This is a genomic window from Pseudomonas sp. ES1 (assembly GCF_050586605.1).
GTDB lineage: Bacteria > Pseudomonadota > Gammaproteobacteria > Pseudomonadales > Pseudomonadaceae > Aquipseudomonas > Aquipseudomonas sichuanensis.
Genome location: NZ_JBOBDM010000006.1, coordinates 1 through 16,990, shown reverse-complemented (window position 1 = coordinate 16,990; position 16,990 = coordinate 1). Strand labels below are relative to the sequence as shown.

Annotated in this window: 13 protein-coding genes; 4 read left to right on the top strand and 9 right to left on the bottom strand. The window is 66.3% G+C overall.

Going from position 1 to position 16,990, the window contains the following annotated elements; translation table 11 throughout:
* Positions 1–24 precede the first annotated feature (24 nt).
* Positions 25–1,866, top strand: coding sequence for a dihydroxy-acid dehydratase (gene ilvD / locus ACQ4N9_RS04070; RefSeq protein ID WP_125860940.1), 1,842 nt, complete (start codon positions 25–27; stop codon positions 1,864–1,866).
* A 170-nt stretch (positions 1,867–2,036) separates the two neighbouring features.
* Here the strand turns inward: ilvD and ACQ4N9_RS04065 are convergent, their stop codons facing one another.
* Positions 2,037–3,092, bottom strand: coding sequence for a haloacid dehalogenase-like hydrolase (locus ACQ4N9_RS04065; RefSeq protein WP_390968241.1), 1,056 nt, complete (start codon positions 3,090–3,092; stop codon positions 2,037–2,039).
* A gap of 247 nt (positions 3,093–3,339) precedes the next feature.
* Between ACQ4N9_RS04065 and ACQ4N9_RS04060 the strand changes: the two genes are divergently transcribed.
* On the top strand, positions 3,340–4,731 hold the full coding sequence (locus ACQ4N9_RS04060) for an L-cystine transporter (protein WP_110992130.1): 1,392 nt from the start codon (positions 3,340–3,342) through the stop codon (positions 4,729–4,731).
* A gap of 119 nt (positions 4,732–4,850) precedes the next feature.
* On the opposite strand, the gene ACQ4N9_RS04055 is transcribed toward ACQ4N9_RS04060, so the two are convergent.
* The 4 genes from ACQ4N9_RS04055 to ACQ4N9_RS04040 all read right to left on the bottom strand — a co-directional run bounded on the left by ACQ4N9_RS04055 (position 4,851) and on the right by ACQ4N9_RS04040 (position 9,461).
* A complete protein-coding gene (locus ACQ4N9_RS04055) occupies positions 4,851–7,235 on the bottom strand; it encodes a TonB-dependent siderophore receptor (RefSeq protein WP_390968164.1) in 2,385 nt (794 codons plus the stop codon).
* A gap of 119 nt (positions 7,236–7,354) precedes the next feature.
* Positions 7,355–8,338 (bottom strand): FecR family protein, encoded by a 984-nt coding sequence (locus tag ACQ4N9_RS04050; RefSeq protein ID WP_390968163.1) that lies wholly within the window; start codon positions 8,336–8,338, stop codon positions 7,355–7,357.
* Positions 8,335–8,868: an RNA polymerase sigma factor gene (locus tag ACQ4N9_RS04045; protein WP_125465951.1), complete on the bottom strand. Its 534-nt coding sequence runs from the start codon at positions 8,866–8,868 to the stop codon at positions 8,335–8,337. The genes ACQ4N9_RS04050 and ACQ4N9_RS04045 overlap by 4 nt, the downstream gene beginning before the upstream one ends.
* A gap of 74 nt (positions 8,869–8,942) precedes the next feature.
* Complete coding sequence (locus ACQ4N9_RS04040; RefSeq protein WP_390968162.1) at positions 8,943–9,461, bottom strand: dihydrofolate reductase; 519 nt, start codon at positions 9,459–9,461, stop codon at positions 8,943–8,945.
* Positions 9,462–9,515: 54 nt separating this feature from the next.
* On the opposite strand from ACQ4N9_RS04040, the gene ACQ4N9_RS04035 reads away from it, so the two are divergent.
* Together ACQ4N9_RS04035 and ACQ4N9_RS04030 are read left to right on the top strand one after the other, a co-directional pair.
* Positions 9,516–10,907 carry a DUF2868 domain-containing protein gene (locus ACQ4N9_RS04035; RefSeq protein WP_390968161.1) on the top strand — a complete coding sequence of 464 codons (1,392 nt, stop codon included), beginning with the start codon at positions 9,516–9,518 and terminating at the stop codon, positions 10,905–10,907.
* A complete protein-coding gene (locus ACQ4N9_RS04030) occupies positions 10,900–12,258 on the top strand; it encodes a GTPase/DUF3482 domain-containing protein (RefSeq protein ID WP_390968160.1) in 1,359 nt (452 codons plus the stop codon). Before ACQ4N9_RS04035 ends, ACQ4N9_RS04030 begins: the two co-directional genes overlap by 8 nt.
* A gap of 107 nt (positions 12,259–12,365) precedes the next feature.
* Here the strand turns inward: ACQ4N9_RS04030 and ACQ4N9_RS04025 are convergent, their stop codons facing one another.
* From ACQ4N9_RS04025 to ACQ4N9_RS04010, 4 genes are all read right to left on the bottom strand, one after another.
* Positions 12,366–12,905 carry a phosphonate degradation HD-domain oxygenase gene (locus tag ACQ4N9_RS04025; RefSeq protein ID WP_390968159.1) on the bottom strand — a complete coding sequence of 180 codons (540 nt, stop codon included), beginning with the start codon at positions 12,903–12,905 and terminating at the stop codon, positions 12,366–12,368.
* A gap of 123 nt (positions 12,906–13,028) precedes the next feature.
* Positions 13,029–14,054: a putative 2-aminoethylphosphonate ABC transporter substrate-binding protein gene (locus tag ACQ4N9_RS04020; protein ID WP_110992123.1), complete on the bottom strand. Its 1,026-nt coding sequence runs from the start codon at positions 14,052–14,054 to the stop codon at positions 13,029–13,031.
* Positions 14,055–14,084: 30 nt separating this feature from the next.
* On the bottom strand, positions 14,085–15,809 hold the full coding sequence (locus tag ACQ4N9_RS04015) for a putative 2-aminoethylphosphonate ABC transporter permease subunit (protein ID WP_390968158.1): 1,725 nt from the start codon (positions 15,807–15,809) through the stop codon (positions 14,085–14,087).
* 1 nt (position 15,810) lies between these two features.
* The gene (locus ACQ4N9_RS04010; protein ID WP_390968157.1) at positions 15,811–16,869 is read right to left on the bottom strand and encodes a putative 2-aminoethylphosphonate ABC transporter ATP-binding protein; all 1,059 of its coding nucleotides are present in this window, start codon (positions 16,867–16,869) and stop codon (positions 15,811–15,813) included.
* Positions 16,870–16,990 lie beyond the last annotated feature (121 nt).

Here is a 16,990-nt window from a genome sequence, read left to right as displayed (position 1 = left end):
TGATTTAGCCGCCAGGAGCGCTCCATGCCTGATTACCGTTCCAAGACCTCCACCCACGGCCGCAACATGGCCGGCGCCCGTGCCCTGTGGCGCGCCACCGGGATGAAGGACGACGATTTCAAGAAACCGATCATCGCCATCGCCAACTCGTTCACCCAGTTCGTCCCGGGGCACGTGCACCTGAAGGACCTGGGCCAGCTGGTCGCCCGCGAGATCGAACGCGCCGGTGGCGTGGCCAAGGAATTCAACACCATCGCAGTCGATGACGGCATCGCCATGGGCCACGACGGCATGCTCTATTCGCTGCCCAGCCGCGAGATCATCGCCGACGCCGTCGAGTACATGGTCAACGCTCACTGCGCCGACGCCATCGTCTGCATCTCCAACTGCGACAAGATCACCCCCGGCATGCTGATGGCCGCCCTGCGCCTGAACATCCCGGTGATCTTCGTCTCCGGCGGCCCGATGGAAGCCGGCAAGACCAAGCTGGCCAGCCACGGCCTGGACCTGGTCGACGCCATGGTCATCGCCGCCGACTCCAGCGCTTCCGACGAGAAAGTCGCCGAGTACGAGCGCAGCGCCTGCCCGACCTGCGGTTCCTGCTCCGGCATGTTCACCGCCAACTCGATGAACTGCCTGACCGAAGCCTTGGGCCTGGCCCTGCCGGGCAACGGCTCGACCCTGGCCACCCACTCGGACCGCGAGCAGCTGTTCCTCACCGCTGGCCGCACCATCGTCGAACTGTGCAAACGCTACTACGGCGACAACGACACCTCGGTCCTGCCGCGCAGCATCGCCAACTTCAAGGCGTTCGAGAACGCCATGATGCTCGACATCGCCATGGGCGGTTCGACCAACACCATCCTGCACCTGCTGGCCGCAGCCCAGGAAGGCGAGGTGGACTTCGACCTGCGCGACATCGATCGCCTGTCGCGCAAGGTGCCGCAGCTGTGCAAGGTGGCGCCGAACATCCAGAAGTACCACATGGAAGACGTGCACCGCGCCGGCGGCATCTTCAGCATCCTCGGCTCGCTCGCCCGTGGCGGCCTGCTGCACACCGACCTGCCGACCGTGCACAGCGCCAGCATGGAAGAGGCCATCGCCAAGTGGGACATCACCCAGACCGATGACGAAGCCGTGCACACCTTCTTCAAGGCAGGCCCGGCCGGCATCCCGACGCAGACCGCGTTCAGCCAGTCGACCCGCTGGGAAACCCTCGACGACGACCGCGAAAACGGCTGCATCCGCAGCTTCGAGCACGCCTACTCGCAAGAAGGCGGCCTGGCCGTGCTGTACGGCAACATCGCCCTGGACGGCTGCGTGGTGAAGACCGCCGGCGTGGATGAGTCGATCCATGTGTTCGAAGGCAACGCGAAGATCTTCGAAAGCCAGGACAGCGCCGTGCGCGGCATCCTTGCCGACGAAGTGCAGGCCGGTGACATCGTCATCATCCGCTACGAAGGCCCGAAAGGCGGCCCGGGCATGCAGGAGATGCTGTACCCGACCTCGTACCTGAAATCCAAAGGCCTGGGCAAAGCCTGCGCCCTGCTCACCGACGGCCGCTTCTCTGGCGGCACTTCGGGCCTGTCGATCGGCCACGCCTCGCCGGAAGCCGCCGCAGGCGGTGCCATCGGCCTGGTGCGCGACGGCGACAAGGTGCTGATCGACATCCCCAACCGTTCGATCAACCTGCTGGTCAGCGACGAAGAGCTGGCCGCGCGTCGCGTCGAGCAGGACAAGAAAGGCTGGAAGCCGGCCGAAGTACGCCCACGCAAAGTGACCACCGCGCTGAAGGCCTACGCCCTGCTGGCCACCAGTGCCGACAAGGGTGCGGTGCGCAACAAGGCGATGCTTGAAGGGCTGTGAGGCTTTGATGGCATGAAAAAACCGGCGCCTGGTGCGCCGGTTTTTTTATGCCTGTGATGGCCCTATCGCCGGCAAGCCGGCTCCCACAGATACAGCGCGATCCCCAGGGCTGTGATCACCCTGTGGGAGCCGGCTTGCCGGCGATGGGGCCGGAACAGGCAACCCACCTGTTACTGAATCTGCTCCGGCGTCACGATCACCCAGTTCTTGTCCGCCGTCACCGCCAACCCTTCCTTGGCCTGGGCCGCCGCATGCTTGGCGATCATGCCGTTCAACTGGTCCATGTACTTGGCCTTGCGGTTGATCCACAGGTGGATGCCGCCCTTGCTCACATCGACGCTGTGGAACTGCATGTAGCCATCGCTGGTCGGTGTGTCGCCGCCCACCAGCACCGGTTTCTTCCATTCGTCGATATAGGTCAGGATCGCCGCCTGCTTGCCGGCCATCCAGGTCGCCGGGGTCCACAGGTACGGGGTCAGTTCCAGGCCTTCGTTGGCCTTGGGGTCATAGTGCCCGGCGCTGATCTGCTTGCGCGCGGTGGTCAACTGGCCCGTGGCGCGGTCCTTGAGCAGCAGGCTGACGCCAATCACGTTCTCGGGTTTGACGTTGTAGCCGTACTTGGGATCGGCGGCGACCATGCGCACCAGCTCTTCCGACGCCGCCGAGATCACGTACACCTCGATGCCGTTCTCCATCAGCTTGTTGTACAGCTCGGCCTGGCCGGTGAAGACCTTGGGCGGCTGCACCTCGATGTTCTTGACCTGATCCCCTTCGTAATAAGTGCTGGGGATCGGCTTGCCCGAGGCCATCAACTCGTCGACCTGCTGCTTCAGCTCCTTGAGGGTGAAGCCCGAGAACACCTGGGCCACCCACGGGTAGCAGACCATGTCGTCGATTTCGCACAGGCGGTAGTAGTAGCTGAACAGGCTCTCCTTGTGCTCGGCGGTGTCCTTGAACGGGATCAGCTTGAGCGAGGGGTCGAGCTTGTCGCGGGTCAGCAGGCCCTTGTTCTCCATGTACGGCAACAGCGACTCTTCGAGGTCGAAGCGGTAGCTGGTGTTGTCCATGTCGAACACCGCGTAGTTACCCTTGTTGGCATTGGCGGCGATCATCGCGTCCAGCTTGCTGGCCGCCTCGGCGGGCCAGTGCTTGAGCTCGGTGGCCGCCCAGCTGCTGGCACTGAGCAACAGGGCCAACCCGCCGGCGAGCCGTTTCGCAGCAGTCATCATGTGCAGTTCTCCCAAAGACGTGGCCGCTCAACCCTAGACCCGTTTTGTGATAGCCGGACGCTCGCGACCGACCCCGACGCAGCCGCAAACGCCATGTGCATTGCCAATAACGACGCAGCGTTATTCCATAAACGACTATGCAAATTCCTTTTAGATATAAATTCGTTTGTTTTCAGGCTGTTAGCATTTCCGTTCGCAATCGCTCATCAGAGGCGATGCCTCTTCTGCTTTTTCTGGAGCTTCAATGAACCTGCCGCTGTCTCTCAACCTGCTGGCGTTCCTGGCCCTGCTGCTGGGCCTGGCGCAAACCCGCCGCACCGACTGGAGCCTGGCCAAGAAAGTCCTGCTGGGCCTGGCCCTGGGCGTGGGCTTCGGCCTGGTCCTGCACACGGTCTACGGCGCCGGCCACCCGGTACTCAAAGCCACCATTGCCTGGCTCGACCTGGTCGGCAACGGCTATGTCGGCCTGCTGCAGATGATCGTCATGCCGCTGATCTTCGCCTCGATCCTCAGCGCCGTGGCCCGCCTGCACAATGCATCGAGCCTGGGTCGCATCAGCGTGCTGAGCATCGGCACCCTGCTGCTGACCACCGCCATCGCCGCGCTGATCGGCATCGTCCTGACCAACCTGTTCGGCCTCAGTGCCGAGGGCCTGGTGGCCGGCGTGCAGGAAAGCGCGCGGCTGCAGGCGATCCACAGCGACTACGCGGGCAAGGTTGCCGACCTCAACATCCCGCAGCTGCTGCTGTCGTTCGTCCCCACCAACCCGGTGGCCGACCTGGCGCGGGCCAAGCCGACCTCGATCATCAGCGTGGTGATCTTCGCCGTGTTCCTGGGCCTGGCCGCCTTGCAACTGATCAAGGACGACAAGGACAAAGGCGAACGCGCGCTGTCGGCCATCGACGTGCTGCAAGCCTGGGTGATGCGCCTGGTGCGCCTGGTGATGAAGCTCACCCCCTATGGCGTGCTGGCGCTGATGACCAAGGTGGTGGCCAGCTCCAACCTCGACGACATCCTCAAGCTGGGCAGCTTCGTGGTGGTGTCGTACATCGGCCTGGGCCTGATGTTCGTGGTGCACGGGGTGATCCTGGCGCTGACCGGCGTCAGCCCGCTGCGCTTCTTCCGCAAAGTGTGGCCGGTACTGACCTTCGCCTTCACCAGCCGCTCCAGCGCCGCCAGCATCCCGCTGAACATCGAGGCGCAAACCCAGCGCCTGGGCGTGCCGCAGTCGATCGCCAGCTTCAGCGCCTCGTTCGGCACCACCATCGGCCAGAACGGTTGCGCCGGCCTGTACCCGGCGATGCTCGCGGTGATGGTCGCCCCGGCGGTGGGCATCGACACCTTCGACCCACTGTGGATCGCCACCCTGGTGGCCATCGTCACCCTGAGCTCGGCCGGTGTGGCCGGCGTGGGGGGTGGTGCAACCTTCGCCGCGCTGATCGTGCTGCCGGCCATGGGCCTGCCGGTGGAGCTGGTGGCACTGCTGATCTCGGTGGAGCCGCTGATCGACATGGGCCGCACGGCCTTGAACGTGAGCGGCTCGATGACCGCGGGCGTGGTGACCAGCCAGTTGCTCAAACAGACTGACCAGCAGGTGCTGGGCGGGGATGAGCATGCCGAGCTGAGTCACAGCTGACATCGCCGGGGGCGCTTTGCGCCCCTTTCGCTGGCAAGCCAGCTCCCACAGGGTCATGCATTTTCTTGTGGGAGCCGGCTTGCCGGCGATAGGGCTGCGTAGCAGCCCCAGGCTTCAAGTCAGTAACTGGCCCGCAACGTCAACGTCAGGTTGCGCGGCTCGCCATAGAAGTTCGACCCCCAGGCACTGTCCACCCGCTCGTAATACTTGCGGTCGAACAGGTTGTTGGCCGTGAGCGTGGACGACAGGTGCTTGTTGAAACGATACCCCAGCTGCGCCGTGGCCACGCTGTAACCGCCCTGGACGAAGTCCACGTCACGCTTGTAATAGGTCTGGCTGACCGCCCGCACACCGCCACCCACGCTGAAACCGTCCAACGGCCCATCCTTGAACTCGTAACGCGTCCACAGGTTGAAGTTGTGCTTGGGGGTGATGCTGATGCCCTGGTAGTTCTCTTCGTTCATCGACTTGAGCATGGTGAAGGCGTAGCCGGTGCTGATACTCCAGTTGTCGGTCAGGTTGCCGGACAGCTCGGTTTCCCAACCCTGGCTACGGACCCTGCCCTGCGCCTCGAAGTAGGTGCTGCGCTCCACCGCCTGCGCACGGTTCTCGTCATAGATGCGGAACAACGCCACGCTGCCGTTCAGGCGGCCATCGAGAAACTCACGCTTGAGCCCCAGCTCGTACTGTTCGCCCTCGCGCGGGTCGATCGGCTTGCCGCTGGCGTCCACGTCGGTCTGCGGCTTGAACACGCTGGTGTAGCTGGCGTAGGCCGAAAGCTCAGGGGTGAGCTTGGCCACCAGCGCCGCGTACGGGATCACCTTGCGGTCGATGTTGGTCTCGGTGTTGGTGAAGTTGTCGAAGAAGGCATTGGCGTTACGCCCTTCGCTCTCGAACCAGGTCACCCGGCTGCCGAGGATCACGTCCAGCCAGTCGGTGGCGCTGATCTTGGTGCGCCCATAGACACCGTACTGCTGCGACTTGACCCAGTTGCCGTTGACCATCTCGTAGTTGCGCTTGGGGATGTTGATGCTGCCCGGGTCGTACACATTGATGTCGAAGTACTCCTGGCCGCCGTAGGTGAAGTCCTTGTCCAGGTGCTGGTATTCGGCGCCCACGGTCAGTTCGTGGCTGCGCCCGAAGGCCTCCACCGGCAAGGTCACGAAGCTGTCCAGGCCGAGGGTCTTGATGTGGGTGTAGTAGGCGTAGGCCACTGCGGAGCTGGCGCCGGTCGCCCTGTCCACCGCGCCATCGGTCCAGGTGAAGTTGCGGGTCGGGGTCTCGGCATCGCGGTAGGTCAGCGAGGTCTTGAACTGGCCGCCATCGTCCAGCGCGTGGTCCACCTCGAAGAAGCCCTCCCAAACGCGTTCGTCCAGCTCGTTCCACTTGGCGTCGACGAAGCTCGAGCGGCTCACATCGAGCAGCTTGCCGTCGGCATAGGCCGGCAGGCCGAACGCCGGCGTCGAATTGTTGCGCTGATAGGCACCGCCCAGGGACAGCGTGGTGGCCGGGGTCACGTCGTATTCCAGGCGGCCATAGACCATGGGCCGCTCGTTCTGCGCATGGTCGACGAACGACTGGTTGTTCTCGTAGGCGGTCACGAAACGCCCGCGCAGGCTGCCGTCGCTGTTCAGCGGGCCGGTGACATCGACGGTGGAGTGGTAGCGGTCCCAGCTGCCGGCCGACAGCTCGCCGCTCAGGCCGAAGGTGCCGAGCGCACTCTTGCGCACCAGGTTGATGGTGCCGCCCGGCTCCCCTGCGCCCTGGTACAGGCCGGAGGGGCCGCGCAGTACTTCGACCCGGTCGAACATCGCCAGGTCGAAGCTGGTGGCCATGTCGCCCTGCCCGGTCAGCTGCGAAACGCCGTCCACCTGCACCTGGTCGACCAGGAAGCCGCGCATGTACACATCGTTGAGGTTGGAGCCGCTGTTGTAGCTCTTGATCGTCGCCCCGGTCACCTGGCGCATGGCGTCCTGCAGGCTGTTCATGTTCTGGTCGTTCAGGCGCTGGCGGGTAACCACCGAGACCGACTGGGGAATGTCCTTGAGTTTCTGCTCACCCTTGCCGATGGTCAGCGCACCCGTGGTGTAGGAGCCGCTGCCCTCGGTGGTGGCCCCCAGCGCGCTGCTGTCGATCTTGACTGCGCCCAGTTGCATCGAGGTGTCGCCTGCCGCGCGCTGGCGCTCCAGGGTGACGCTGTCGGCGTCGATGACGCTGGCGCTGAGCCCGGTGCCCTGCAGCAGCCTGGCCAGTGCCTGGTCCTGTGGATAACTGCCATTCAGGCCCGACGAACGCAGGCCCTGGGTGAACTCGCCCGGCACCAGCACCTGCACCCGGGTGACTGCACTGAAGGCCGCCAGCGCCGAGTCCAGCGACTGCGCCGGGATCTCGAAACGGTAAACCTGTGCCTGCGCTGCGGCCTGCGCCTGCAACGGCACGGCCAGGCCTGCGCTGCCCAGCGCGATGGCCAGGCCGAGCACGGTCCGAGTGGCGGTAATCTTCATCAGTGGAGCTCCCCGAAATCGTCCAAGTCATTGAATGGCGCTGCACTATCTGAGAGTGCTTATTATTTGCGCCTGCTCATTCAAGGACGACGGACTCGCGGGAATCCCCGAAACTTTTTTCAACCCTCGCGCAGGATGCGCAGGTAAGGGGTGTATTGCTCGGCGTGGACACCCAGGGTGTGGGTCAGGGCCCTGAGCACGGCTTCCGGCTTGTCGATCTCGAACACCCCGGACACCTTGCGCTGGCGCAGGGCATCGCCCAGCACCAGGGTCTGGCCCGGCCAATAGCGGTTCAGCTCGGCCACCACTTCAGCCAGGGGCTGCTGGCTGAACACCAGTTGCCGTTGCCGCCAGGCGAACGCCCGGCCCGGCTCGAACGGGTGAATGGCCCCCGGCCCATTGGCCGCGTATTCCACCGCCTGCCCCGGCGCCAGGAACACCCCGGGGCTTTCCCCCGCACGCACCTGCACCTTGCCCTGGGCCAATTGCACACGGGTTTGTTCGCCCTCGAGGGCAACACTGAATTGCGTGCCGACCACCTTCACCCAACCGTCGCCGGCGCGCACCACGAAGGGCCGGTCGGGGTCACGGGCCACCTCGAACCAGGCCTCGCCACGCAACAGGTGCACACGCCGCTCGCCATGGGCCAGCTCCACCTGCAGCGCGCTGTCGGTGTTCAACTGGATACGCGAGCCATCGGCCAGCTGGACACTGCGCGACTCGCCGGTGGCGGTGGCGTAGTCGGCGCGCCAGCGGTCCAGCCAGGGCGTCTGGCTGAGCAGCAGCCCCAGCGTCAGCACGGCGGCGGCAGCACTTGCCACCCTGGGCCAGGCACGCCGTGGCGCTGTGCGCCATTGCCCGCGCTGCTGCTCGCGCACGCGCCTGGCCGGGGCCTGCAGGGCGCCCAGCAAGGCGATCACCTCGGCCCAGGCCTGGGCCTGCTCCGGCCCCTGCAGGTGCCAGTCGGCAAACGCCTGCCGTTCGGCCGCGGTGACATCCTCGGCTTGCAGGCGGTAGTACCAGGCGGTGGCTTCGGCGAACAGTTGCTCGCTGTCGGGCATGTCGCTCATGGGGGCAATCGTGCTCTCGGGATCTTGGCTCATGGGCGTTGCCTCCCCCGGTCACCGGCCAGCTGCGCCTTGATGAAGGCACGGCAGTCGAGCAGCGCCTTGCGCAGCTGGTACTCGACGCTGCGTGGCGTGGTGTTCATGCGCTCGCCGATTTCGCGGTAGGTGCAACCGTCGACATGATAGAGCAGGAAGATGTGCCGGGTCGCCTCGGGCAAGGCCTGGATGGCGGCCTGCATCAAGGCTTGCTCCTGCTGTGCGGCCAACTGGTCTTCGGCAGCGGGGGCTTCGCTGGCCAGCTCCTCGCTCGGCTCGCCGGCGTCCAGGCGCTCACGGCGAATGGCCTGGCGCTGGTGGTCGCGCACCAGGTTGCTGGCGATGGTGAACAGAAAAGCCGAAAGGTTGTCGATCTGCTTGTCGGCAGGCAGCCGCGCCAACCGCAGGAAGGACTCCTGGGTCAAGTCGGCGGCCACCTGCGCATTGCCGGTGCGCCGGGCCACGAAGGCCTCAAGGGCCTTCTTGTGCTCGGTGAACAGCCGGGCGATCTGCTTGTTCCATGAAGACACGGCGCATCCTGGCTCTAGGTCTCAAGAGGTGCGCACGCTAGCAGAAGATGAGACGAATTCGCAATTGCTGCTGATCAGCGTTTATCCCAGACCTCGAAATGGTAGGCCGGGCCATCGCCCTCGGCGGCCTGGGCCTGGCTCGATGCCAGCTGCCACTGCCCCGGGTCGTACTCGGGGAACCAGGCATCGCCCTGGGGCGACAGCTCGACCCGGGTCAGGTACATGCGGCTCACCAACCCTTTTTCCAGCGCCTGGCCGTAAAGCTGCGCGCCGCCGATCAGCATCAGCTCCTCGACGCCCTGCTCCCGGGCCCACTGCTCGGCGCGGACCAGCGCGGCTTCCAGCGACGCGAACACTTCGGCACCGGCCAGCTGCAACCCAGGCTGGCGGCTGACCACGATGTTCAACCGCCCCGGCAACGGCCGGCCCAGCGAATCCCAGGTCTTGCGCCCCATGATGATCGGCTTGCCCAGGGTGGTGGCCTTGAAGTACTTGAAGTCCCCCGGCAGGTGCCAGGGCATGGTGTTGTCGATGCCGATCACACGGTTCTCGGCGAGGGCCGCGATCAGGCTGAGGGGGAGTGAGGTAGTCATGGCGGCGAGGATAGCACCGGGCACGTGGGTTATGCTTGCGCCCTGACCTGTGCAATGGACGAGCTTGTGACTGCACTGACTGAACTGGACAAACACTGGCTCACCGAAGCGGTGCGCCTGCGCGAAGAACACGCCGGCCCCCTGGAGGACCAGGAAGCCAACCGCCGCGCCCGCCAGCAGGGTGGCGACCTGGCCACCCGCGTCAAAACCCGCGCCCTGTGGCTGGCCGAACGCGATCGTATGGCCGAGGCCCTGCGCCACTGGAAGCAAGGCGCCCGCCTGGCCTTGATGGCGTTGATGGTGCTGGCCGTGTTCAGCGGCGCCGGCCTGGGCCTGGCGGCGCTGGGCGACGGCCAGCGCCCGGTGAACGTGTTCTGGGCCCTGGGCAGCCTGCTCGGCCTCAACCTGGTGCTATTGGTCGGTTGGGCCATCGGCTTTTGCTACGCCGGCGAACAGGGCGCAACGCTGGGCCGCCTGTGGTTGTGGCTGAGCGAACGCCTGGCCCGTGATGCCAAGGCCGCGCAACTGGCCCCGGCGCTGCTGGTGCTGTTGCAGCGCCAGCGCCTGAACCGCTGGCTGCTCGGTGCCCTGGTGCATGGCCTGTGGCTGTTGGCGATGCTGGCGGCGCTGGGCATGTTGCTGGCGTTGCTGGCGACCCGGCGCTACGGCTTCGTCTGGGAAACCACGCTGCTTGCCGCCGAACCCTTCATCGCCCTCACCCACGCCCTCGGCGCCCTGCCCTCGTTGCTGGGCTTCGCCGTGCCGGACGAGGCAATGATCCGCGCCAGCGGCGACACCCTGCCGGCCCTCGACCTGGCCCGCCAGGCCTGGGCCAGCTGGCTGCTCGGCGTGGTGCTGGTGTACGGCCTGTTGCCGCGCCTGGTGCTGGCCGCGCTGTGCCTGTGGCGCTGGCGCCAGGGCCGCGGGCGGCTGACCCTGGACCTCAACCTGCCCGGCTATGCGCAGTTGCGTGAAGCGCTGATGCCACGCAGCGAGCGGATCGGCGTACAGGACGCAGCCCCAGAAGCGCTCCCGCAGTTCGAAGCCGGGCAACTGGACAGCGGCAGCAGCGGCGCCCTGCTGGTGGGCCTGGAGCTGGACGACCGGCAGCCCTGGCCACCGGCCCTGCCACAGGGCGTGACCAACGCCGGCGTGCTCGACAGCCGCGAATCGCGCAACAAACTGCTCGAACAGCTTGGCCGCTTCCCCCCGGCGCGCCTGGCCATCGCCTGTGACCCGCGCCGCTCACCGGACCGTGGCAGCCTGGCGCTGCTCGCGGAGCTGGCGCGCAATGCCGGCGCCACGCGCATCTGGCTGCTCCAGCCACAACCCGGCCAGGCGCTGGATGCCGCACGCCTGGGCGACTGGCACGACGCCCTCGACCGCCTGGGCCTGCCCCACGCCGACACCTCGCCGCTGACCTGGCTGGAGCATGGCCATGACTGAGCCCCTGAAACTGGCCGTGGTCGGCCACACCAACGTCGGCAAAACCTCGCTGCTGCGCACCCTGACCCGCGATGTCGGCTTTGGCGAGGTCTCGCACCGCCCCAGCACCACCCGCCATGTCGAAGGCGCGCGCCTGTCGGTGGACGGCGAGCCGCTGCTGGAGCTGTACGACACTCCCGGCCTGGAAGACGCCATCGCCCTGCTCGACTACCTCGAACGCCTTGAGCGGCCTGGCGAGCGGCTGGACGGCCCGGCCCGGCTGGAGCGCTTCCTCCAGGGCAGCGAGGCGCGCCAACGCTTTGAACAGGAAGCCAAGGTGCTGCGCCAGTTACTGGCGAGCAACGCCGGGCTGTATGTGATCGACGCCCGCGAGCCGGTGCTGGCCAAGTACCGCGACGAGCTTGAGGTGCTGGCCGGTTGCGGCAAGCCACTGCTGCCGGTGCTCAACTTCGTCGCAAGCCAGCAGCACCGCGAGCCGGAGTGGCGCGAGGCCCTGGCGCGGCTGGGCCTGCACGCGCTGGTGCGGTTTGACAGCGTGGCCCCACCGGAAGACGGCGAACGGCGCCTCTACGAAAGCCTCGCCCTGCTGCTGGAAGAGGCCCGCCCGGCCCTGCAGCGGCTGATCGACGACCAGCAGGCGCAGCGCCTGGCCCGCCAGCACAGCGGCAAACGCCTGATCGCCGAATTGCTGCTCGATTGCGCTGCCTGCCGGCGCAGTGTCGAGCCCGCCGACGAAGCCCATGCCATCGAAGCCCTGCGCCGTGACGTACGCCAGCGCGAGCAGCGCTGTGTCGAGGCGCTGCTCAAGCTCTATGCCTTCCGCCGCGAAGATGCCGATGCCGGTGACCTGCCATTGCTGGATGGCCGCTGGGGCGATGACCTGTTCAACCCGGAAACCTTGAAGTTGCTGGGCGTGCGCCTGGGCAGTGGGGTGGCGGCAGGTGCCGCGGCCGGCGCCGGCGTCGATCTGCTGGTCGGCGGCCTGACCCTGGGCGCCGCGGCGCTGGCCGGGGCCATTGCCGGCGGCGCGCTGCAAACGGCGCGCAACTATGGCGCGCGGTTGATGGGCAAGCTCAAGGGCCAACGGGAATTGACGGTGGATGACACCGTGCTGCGCCTGCTGGCGCTGCGTCAGCAGCAGTTGATGGTGGCGCTGGAGCGCCGCGGGCATGCGGCGCAGGACAGCATTCGCCTGGGTGCACTGGACCAGAAGGCCTGGCGCGAAGGCAAGCTGCCCGAGGCGCTGAGCAAGGCGCGGGCACATCCGCAGTGGTCGACGCTTAATCCGGGGGCCAAGGTGAATCAGCCGGAGTGCCAGGAGCAGCTGGAGGCGTTGGTTTTACAAATTTGAGTCAGCAGGGCTGGCCTCTTCGCGGGTAAACCCGCTCCCACAGGGCTTGCACATAAACTTGTGGGAGCGGGTTTACCCGCGAAGAGGCCGGTGAGGCCATCAAAATCTCAGAGCAATGCCAAGGCCTTCTGCTTCAGCACCATCAGGTCCATCACCTCCACCCCGACCTCCTTGGCCAACTCATCCCACTCGCGCATCCGCAGGCTCAGCGCAAACAACGGATCCCCCTCGAACGCATCCGCCTCGGCATCGCTCATCACCCCGCCCTGATACCCCAGCGTGCGCCGGCTGGCCTCGCTCAACCGGTCGTAATACCCCGGCTTACGCAGGGTCAGGTAGCGCTTGGCCTCGACGTGGTACTCCACCAGGCGCGCCATGCGCTCGCCAAAGCCGGCACGGCGCAGGTACTCGGCGCCCAGGCGTTCGTGGCTGGCCACACCAAAGCCGCCCATGCTGGCTTCGCCTTCACCCAGCAAGTGGCCGATGTCGTGGAAGAACGCCGCCAGCACCACTTCGTCGTCGTAGCCTTCGGCCATGGCCAGTTGCGCGGCCTGGGACATGTGTTCGAGCTGGGTGATGGCTTCGCCGATGTAGTCGGCGCTGCCGTGGTGTTGGTAGAGGGCGAAGATCTGGTCGATCGAAGGCATCAAACTTTGCTCCGGCTGAATTCAACGCTGCCTGTCATGACGCATTCGCGGGTAAACCCGCTCCCACAGGGGTCGCGCTTTACCTGTGGGAGCGGGTTCACCCGCGAAGAGGCCCCACCAGACTTACTGCTGGGCGACTTTCTCCGACTTGCCGTCATAGCGCTTGCGCCATTCGCTGAGGATCTCGTCGCGGTTCTTCGAGGCCCAGGCGAAGTCGTTCTTGATTAGGCGCTGCTCGTAGTCCGCCGGCAACTCGGTCTGAGGCTTGGCGATGCCCGGTGCGGCGAGCACGGCGAAGTTCTCTTTGTATAGCTCCATCGCCGCGGGGCTGGCGGAAAAATCTGCCAGGCGCCGGGCCGCATCGGCCTTCGGCGAGCCCTTGATCACGGCGGTGGCCTCGATCTCCCAACCCAGGCCTTCCTTCGGCAGCACGATGTCCAGCGGCGCGCCCTGGCGCTTGAGCTGCACGGCCGGGTACTCGAACGAGATGCCGATCGGGAACTCGCCGGCAGCGGCCAGCTTGCACGGTTTGGAACCGGAATGAACGTACTGGCCGATGTTCTGGTGCAGGGCGTCCATGTAGGCCCAGCCCTGGGGCTCGCCGAAGGTCTGCAGCCAGGCGCTTACATCCAGGAAGCCGGTGCCGGACGAGGCCGGGTTGGGCATGACGATCTTGCCCTTGTACTCGGGCTTGGTCAGGTCCTGCCAGCTCAGCGGCTTGCTCAGGCCCTGCTTCTCGGCTTCAACCGTGTTGAAGCAGATGGTCGCAGCCCACACGTCCATGCCGACCCAGGCCGGCGGGTTGGCGGCGTCGCGGTAATTCGGCGAGATCTTGCCCAGGTCCTTGGGCGCATAGGCATCGAGCATGCCGTTCTGGTCGAGGATGGCCAGGCTGGAGGCCGCCAGGCCCCACACCGCGTCGGCCTGCGGGCGGTCTTTTTCGGCCAGCAGCTTGGCGGTGATGATGCCGGTGGAGTCACGCACCCACTTGATCTCGATGTCCGGGTTGGCCTTCTCGAAGGCCTGCTTGTAGCTCTTGAGCTGCTCGGCCTCAAGGGCCGTGTAGACGGTCAGCTGGGTGGCGGCAGCCGAGGCCTGCAGGCTGAACACGGCGGATACGGCAGCGGCAAGTGCGAGGGGCTTGAACATGGTGCGGTTCCTATCGTTGTGGGCAGTCGGTCAATGGCCGGGGGCGCGTTGGCGCCAGGCCTGGGAGCGGCGCAGCAGGCCGCGTGAAGCCGCGGCCAGCAGCAGCGAAGCGGCGGCGCTGGTGAGCAGGATCAGGGTGGACATGGCGGCGGCGCCGCCGACGTTGCCGGCGTCATCCATGTTCAGCACGGCGACGGCAGCGAGGATGGTGTCGGGGCTGTAGAGGAAGATCGCCGCCGACACGGTGGTCATGCCCGAGACGAACAGGTAGCGGATGATGTCCAGCAGCGCCGGCAGGCAGATCGGTACGGTGACGCGCATGAAGTGCTTGTACAGCGGCGCCTTGAGCGACAGCGCGGCGGCTTCGAACTCACCGTCGAGCTGGCGCAGCGCGGTGGTGGCGGTCATCTGCGCGGTGGTCAGGTAGTGGGCGATGGTGCACACCACCAACAGCGCCATGCTGCCGTAGAACACATGCAGCGGGTTGCCGTTGAGGTTGAAGAAGAACACGTAGCCCAGGCCCAGTACCAAGCCAGGCACGGCCATGGGGATGAAGCTGAGCAGGCGCAGGGCCTGGTTGAGCAGGCGTTGGCCTTGGGTCTTCTCCATCAGGTAGGCGCCGCTGAAGATGATCACGCTGCCGATCAGCGCGGTGCACAGGGCCATGGTCACGCTGTTGCGGTAGGCCAGCCAGCCGCCGCCGGCGGTGTCGTCGAACTGGTAGTGGTTCAGCGACAGCGACAGGTTGTAGGGCCAGAACTTGACCAGCGAGGAGTACACCGCCATGCCGATCACCGCCAGCAACGCCGCGCACACCAGCAACACCAGGGCCAGGAAGCAGGCATCGCGCAGCCTCGAAGGCTTGGGCTCGAACACCTGGGCCCGGCCGCTCATGGCATCGCCCTGGCGGCGGCGCAGCCAGGCATCGACCGCAAAGCTCAACAAGGCCGGCACCAGCAGCACCATGCCGATCAGCGCGCCGCGGCCGAACTGTTGCTGGCCGACCACCGCCTTGTAGGCTTCCAGCGCCAGCACCTGATAGTCGCCACCGACCACCACGGGCACGCCGAAGTCGGTGATGGTCAGGGTGAACACCAGGCAGAACGCGGCGAATACCGCCTGGCGGGTGGCCGGCCAGGTGATGCTGAAGAAGGCCCGGGCTGGCCCGGCACCCATGCTTGAGGCGGCATCGAACAGCCGGGCATCGGCCAGCGACAGCGCCGACAGCAGGATCATCAGGGCATGGGGGAAGGTGTAGATGGCCTCGCCGAGGACGATGCCCCAGAAGCCGTAGATGTTGTCGCTGAGCAGCCCGCGCAGCAGGCCCTGGTTGCCGAACAGGTACACCAGGGCGATGGCCGGCAGCATCGACGGCGCCAGCAGCGGCAGCAAGGAAATGCCGCGCCACAGGCCCTTGGCCGGGATCAGCGTGCGTTGCAGGGCATAGGCGAACAGGTAGGCCAGCGGCACGACGATGGCCGCGACGGTGAAGGCCACCGACAGGCTGTTGCCGAGCAGCCAGTGGAAGTTGGCGCTGGCGAACAGCTCGCGGGCCGCCACCAGGCCGCCGCCCTGGCCGGCATCGGCACTGAAGCCTTTCCAGAAGATCGCCAGCAACGGCATCAGCACCGCCAGCACCAGCAGGATCAGCAGCAGGCTCTTGCCGCCAACGACGAACAGCCGGTCACCGAAGGCGACGCCACTGCGCGGCGCGGCCTTGGCGCTGTTCAGGGGCAGGGTCATGGGCGCGGCCATCTCAGGCAAACACCTGCAGGCTCTGCGGTGGCAGGGCCACCCAGATGTCCTGCGAGCCCAGGCGCGGCATGGCTTCTGGCGCAAGCTCGGCGAGCAGGGCATGGCCCGGCAGGGCCTTGAGCTCGAAGCTCATGCGGCAGCGGTTGCCGAGGAACGTGATCTCGCGGACCTTGGCCGGGAACAGGTTTTCCTCGTGCACCACCGGGTTCACGGTGATCGCCTCGGGGCGACAGAACAAACGGCCGCTGCTGGCATGGCCGGCGTTGGCCGCCAGGCGCATGTTCATGCTGCCGACCTGGGCATGGCTGTCGCTGCTGCGCTGGAACGGCAGCCAGTTGCCCTGGCCGACGAACTCGGCGACGAACGGCGTGGCCGGCTGGTCGTAGATTGCCTGCGGGGTGGCGTACTGCTCGACCTGGCCGTTGTTCATCACGGCGATGCGGTCGGCCATCAGCATGGCTTCGTCCTGGTTGTGGGTCACCATCAGCGTGGTGATGCCCAGTTGGCGCTGCAGCTGGCGCAGCTCGGTGCACAGGTGTTCGCGCACCCGGGCGTCGAGTGCCGACATCGGCTCGTCGAGCAGCAGCAGCGATGGCTTGGGTGCCAGGGCGCGAGCCAGGGCCACGCGTTGCTGCTGGCCGCCGGAGAGTTGGCCGGGGTATTTCTTTTCGCTACCCGACAGGCCGACCAGTTCGAGCATCTCGCTGACACGCTGGCGCACCTGGTCACGGCTGCTGGCGGTCAGGCCGTAGGCGATGTTGGCTTCGACGGTAAGGTTGGGGAACAGCGCGTAGGACTGGAACAGGATGCCGTAGTCACGGGCCTGGGGCGGCAGCTCGGAGATGTCGCGGTCGCCGATGTACAGGGTGCCGCGGTCCTGGCGTTCCAGGCCGGCGATGCAGCGCAGCAGGGTGGTCTTGCCGCAGCCCGAGGGGCCGAGCAGGCACACCAGCTCGCCAGCGGCGATGTCCAGGGACACGTCGTTGAGCGCGGTGAAGGCACCGAAGCGTTTGTGGATGCCGCGCACTTTCATCTGTGCGCCCGGGGTGACGTGGTTCATGGCGAGTCCTCATCGAAGCGATGGGGGCCATGCTAGGCAGGCTGTGCGAAGGTTCTGTGGCGTTGGGGCAAAAGCCGGTGATAGTGGTATAGGCAGATTTTGTAGTGGCTTTGGGGGCCTC

Coding starts and splice junctions, on each gene's coding strand:
- ACQ4N9_RS04040 (WP_390968162.1), bottom strand. CDS start 9,461: ATGACTACCTCACTCCCCCTCAGCCTGATCGCGGCCCTCGCCGAGAAC.
- ACQ4N9_RS04020 (WP_110992123.1), bottom strand. CDS start 14,054: ATGTTCAAGCCCCTCGCACTTGCCGCTGCCGTATCCGCCGTGTTCAGC.
- ACQ4N9_RS04025 (WP_390968159.1), bottom strand. CDS start 12,905: ATGCCTTCGATCGACCAGATCTTCGCCCTCTACCAACACCACGGCAGC.
- ACQ4N9_RS04055 (WP_390968164.1), bottom strand. CDS start 7,235: ATGAAGATTACCGCCACTCGGACCGTGCTCGGCCTGGCCATCGCGCTG.
- ACQ4N9_RS04015 (WP_390968158.1), bottom strand. CDS start 15,809: ATGGCCGCGCCCATGACCCTGCCCCTGAACAGCGCCAAGGCCGCGCCG.
- ilvD (WP_125860940.1), top strand. CDS start 25: ATGCCTGATTACCGTTCCAAGACCTCCACCCACGGCCGCAACATGGCC.
- ACQ4N9_RS04035 (WP_390968161.1), top strand. CDS start 9,516: ATGGACGAGCTTGTGACTGCACTGACTGAACTGGACAAACACTGGCTC.
- ACQ4N9_RS04010 (WP_390968157.1), bottom strand. CDS start 16,869: ATGAACCACGTCACCCCGGGCGCACAGATGAAAGTGCGCGGCATCCAC.
- ACQ4N9_RS04030 (WP_390968160.1), top strand. CDS start 10,900: ATGACTGAGCCCCTGAAACTGGCCGTGGTCGGCCACACCAACGTCGGC.
- ACQ4N9_RS04060 (WP_110992130.1), top strand. CDS start 3,340: ATGAACCTGCCGCTGTCTCTCAACCTGCTGGCGTTCCTGGCCCTGCTG.
- ACQ4N9_RS04065 (WP_390968241.1), bottom strand. CDS start 3,092: ATGACTGCTGCGAAACGGCTCGCCGGCGGGTTGGCCCTGTTGCTCAGT.
- ACQ4N9_RS04050 (WP_390968163.1), bottom strand. CDS start 8,338: ATGAGCCAAGATCCCGAGAGCACGATTGCCCCCATGAGCGACATGCCC.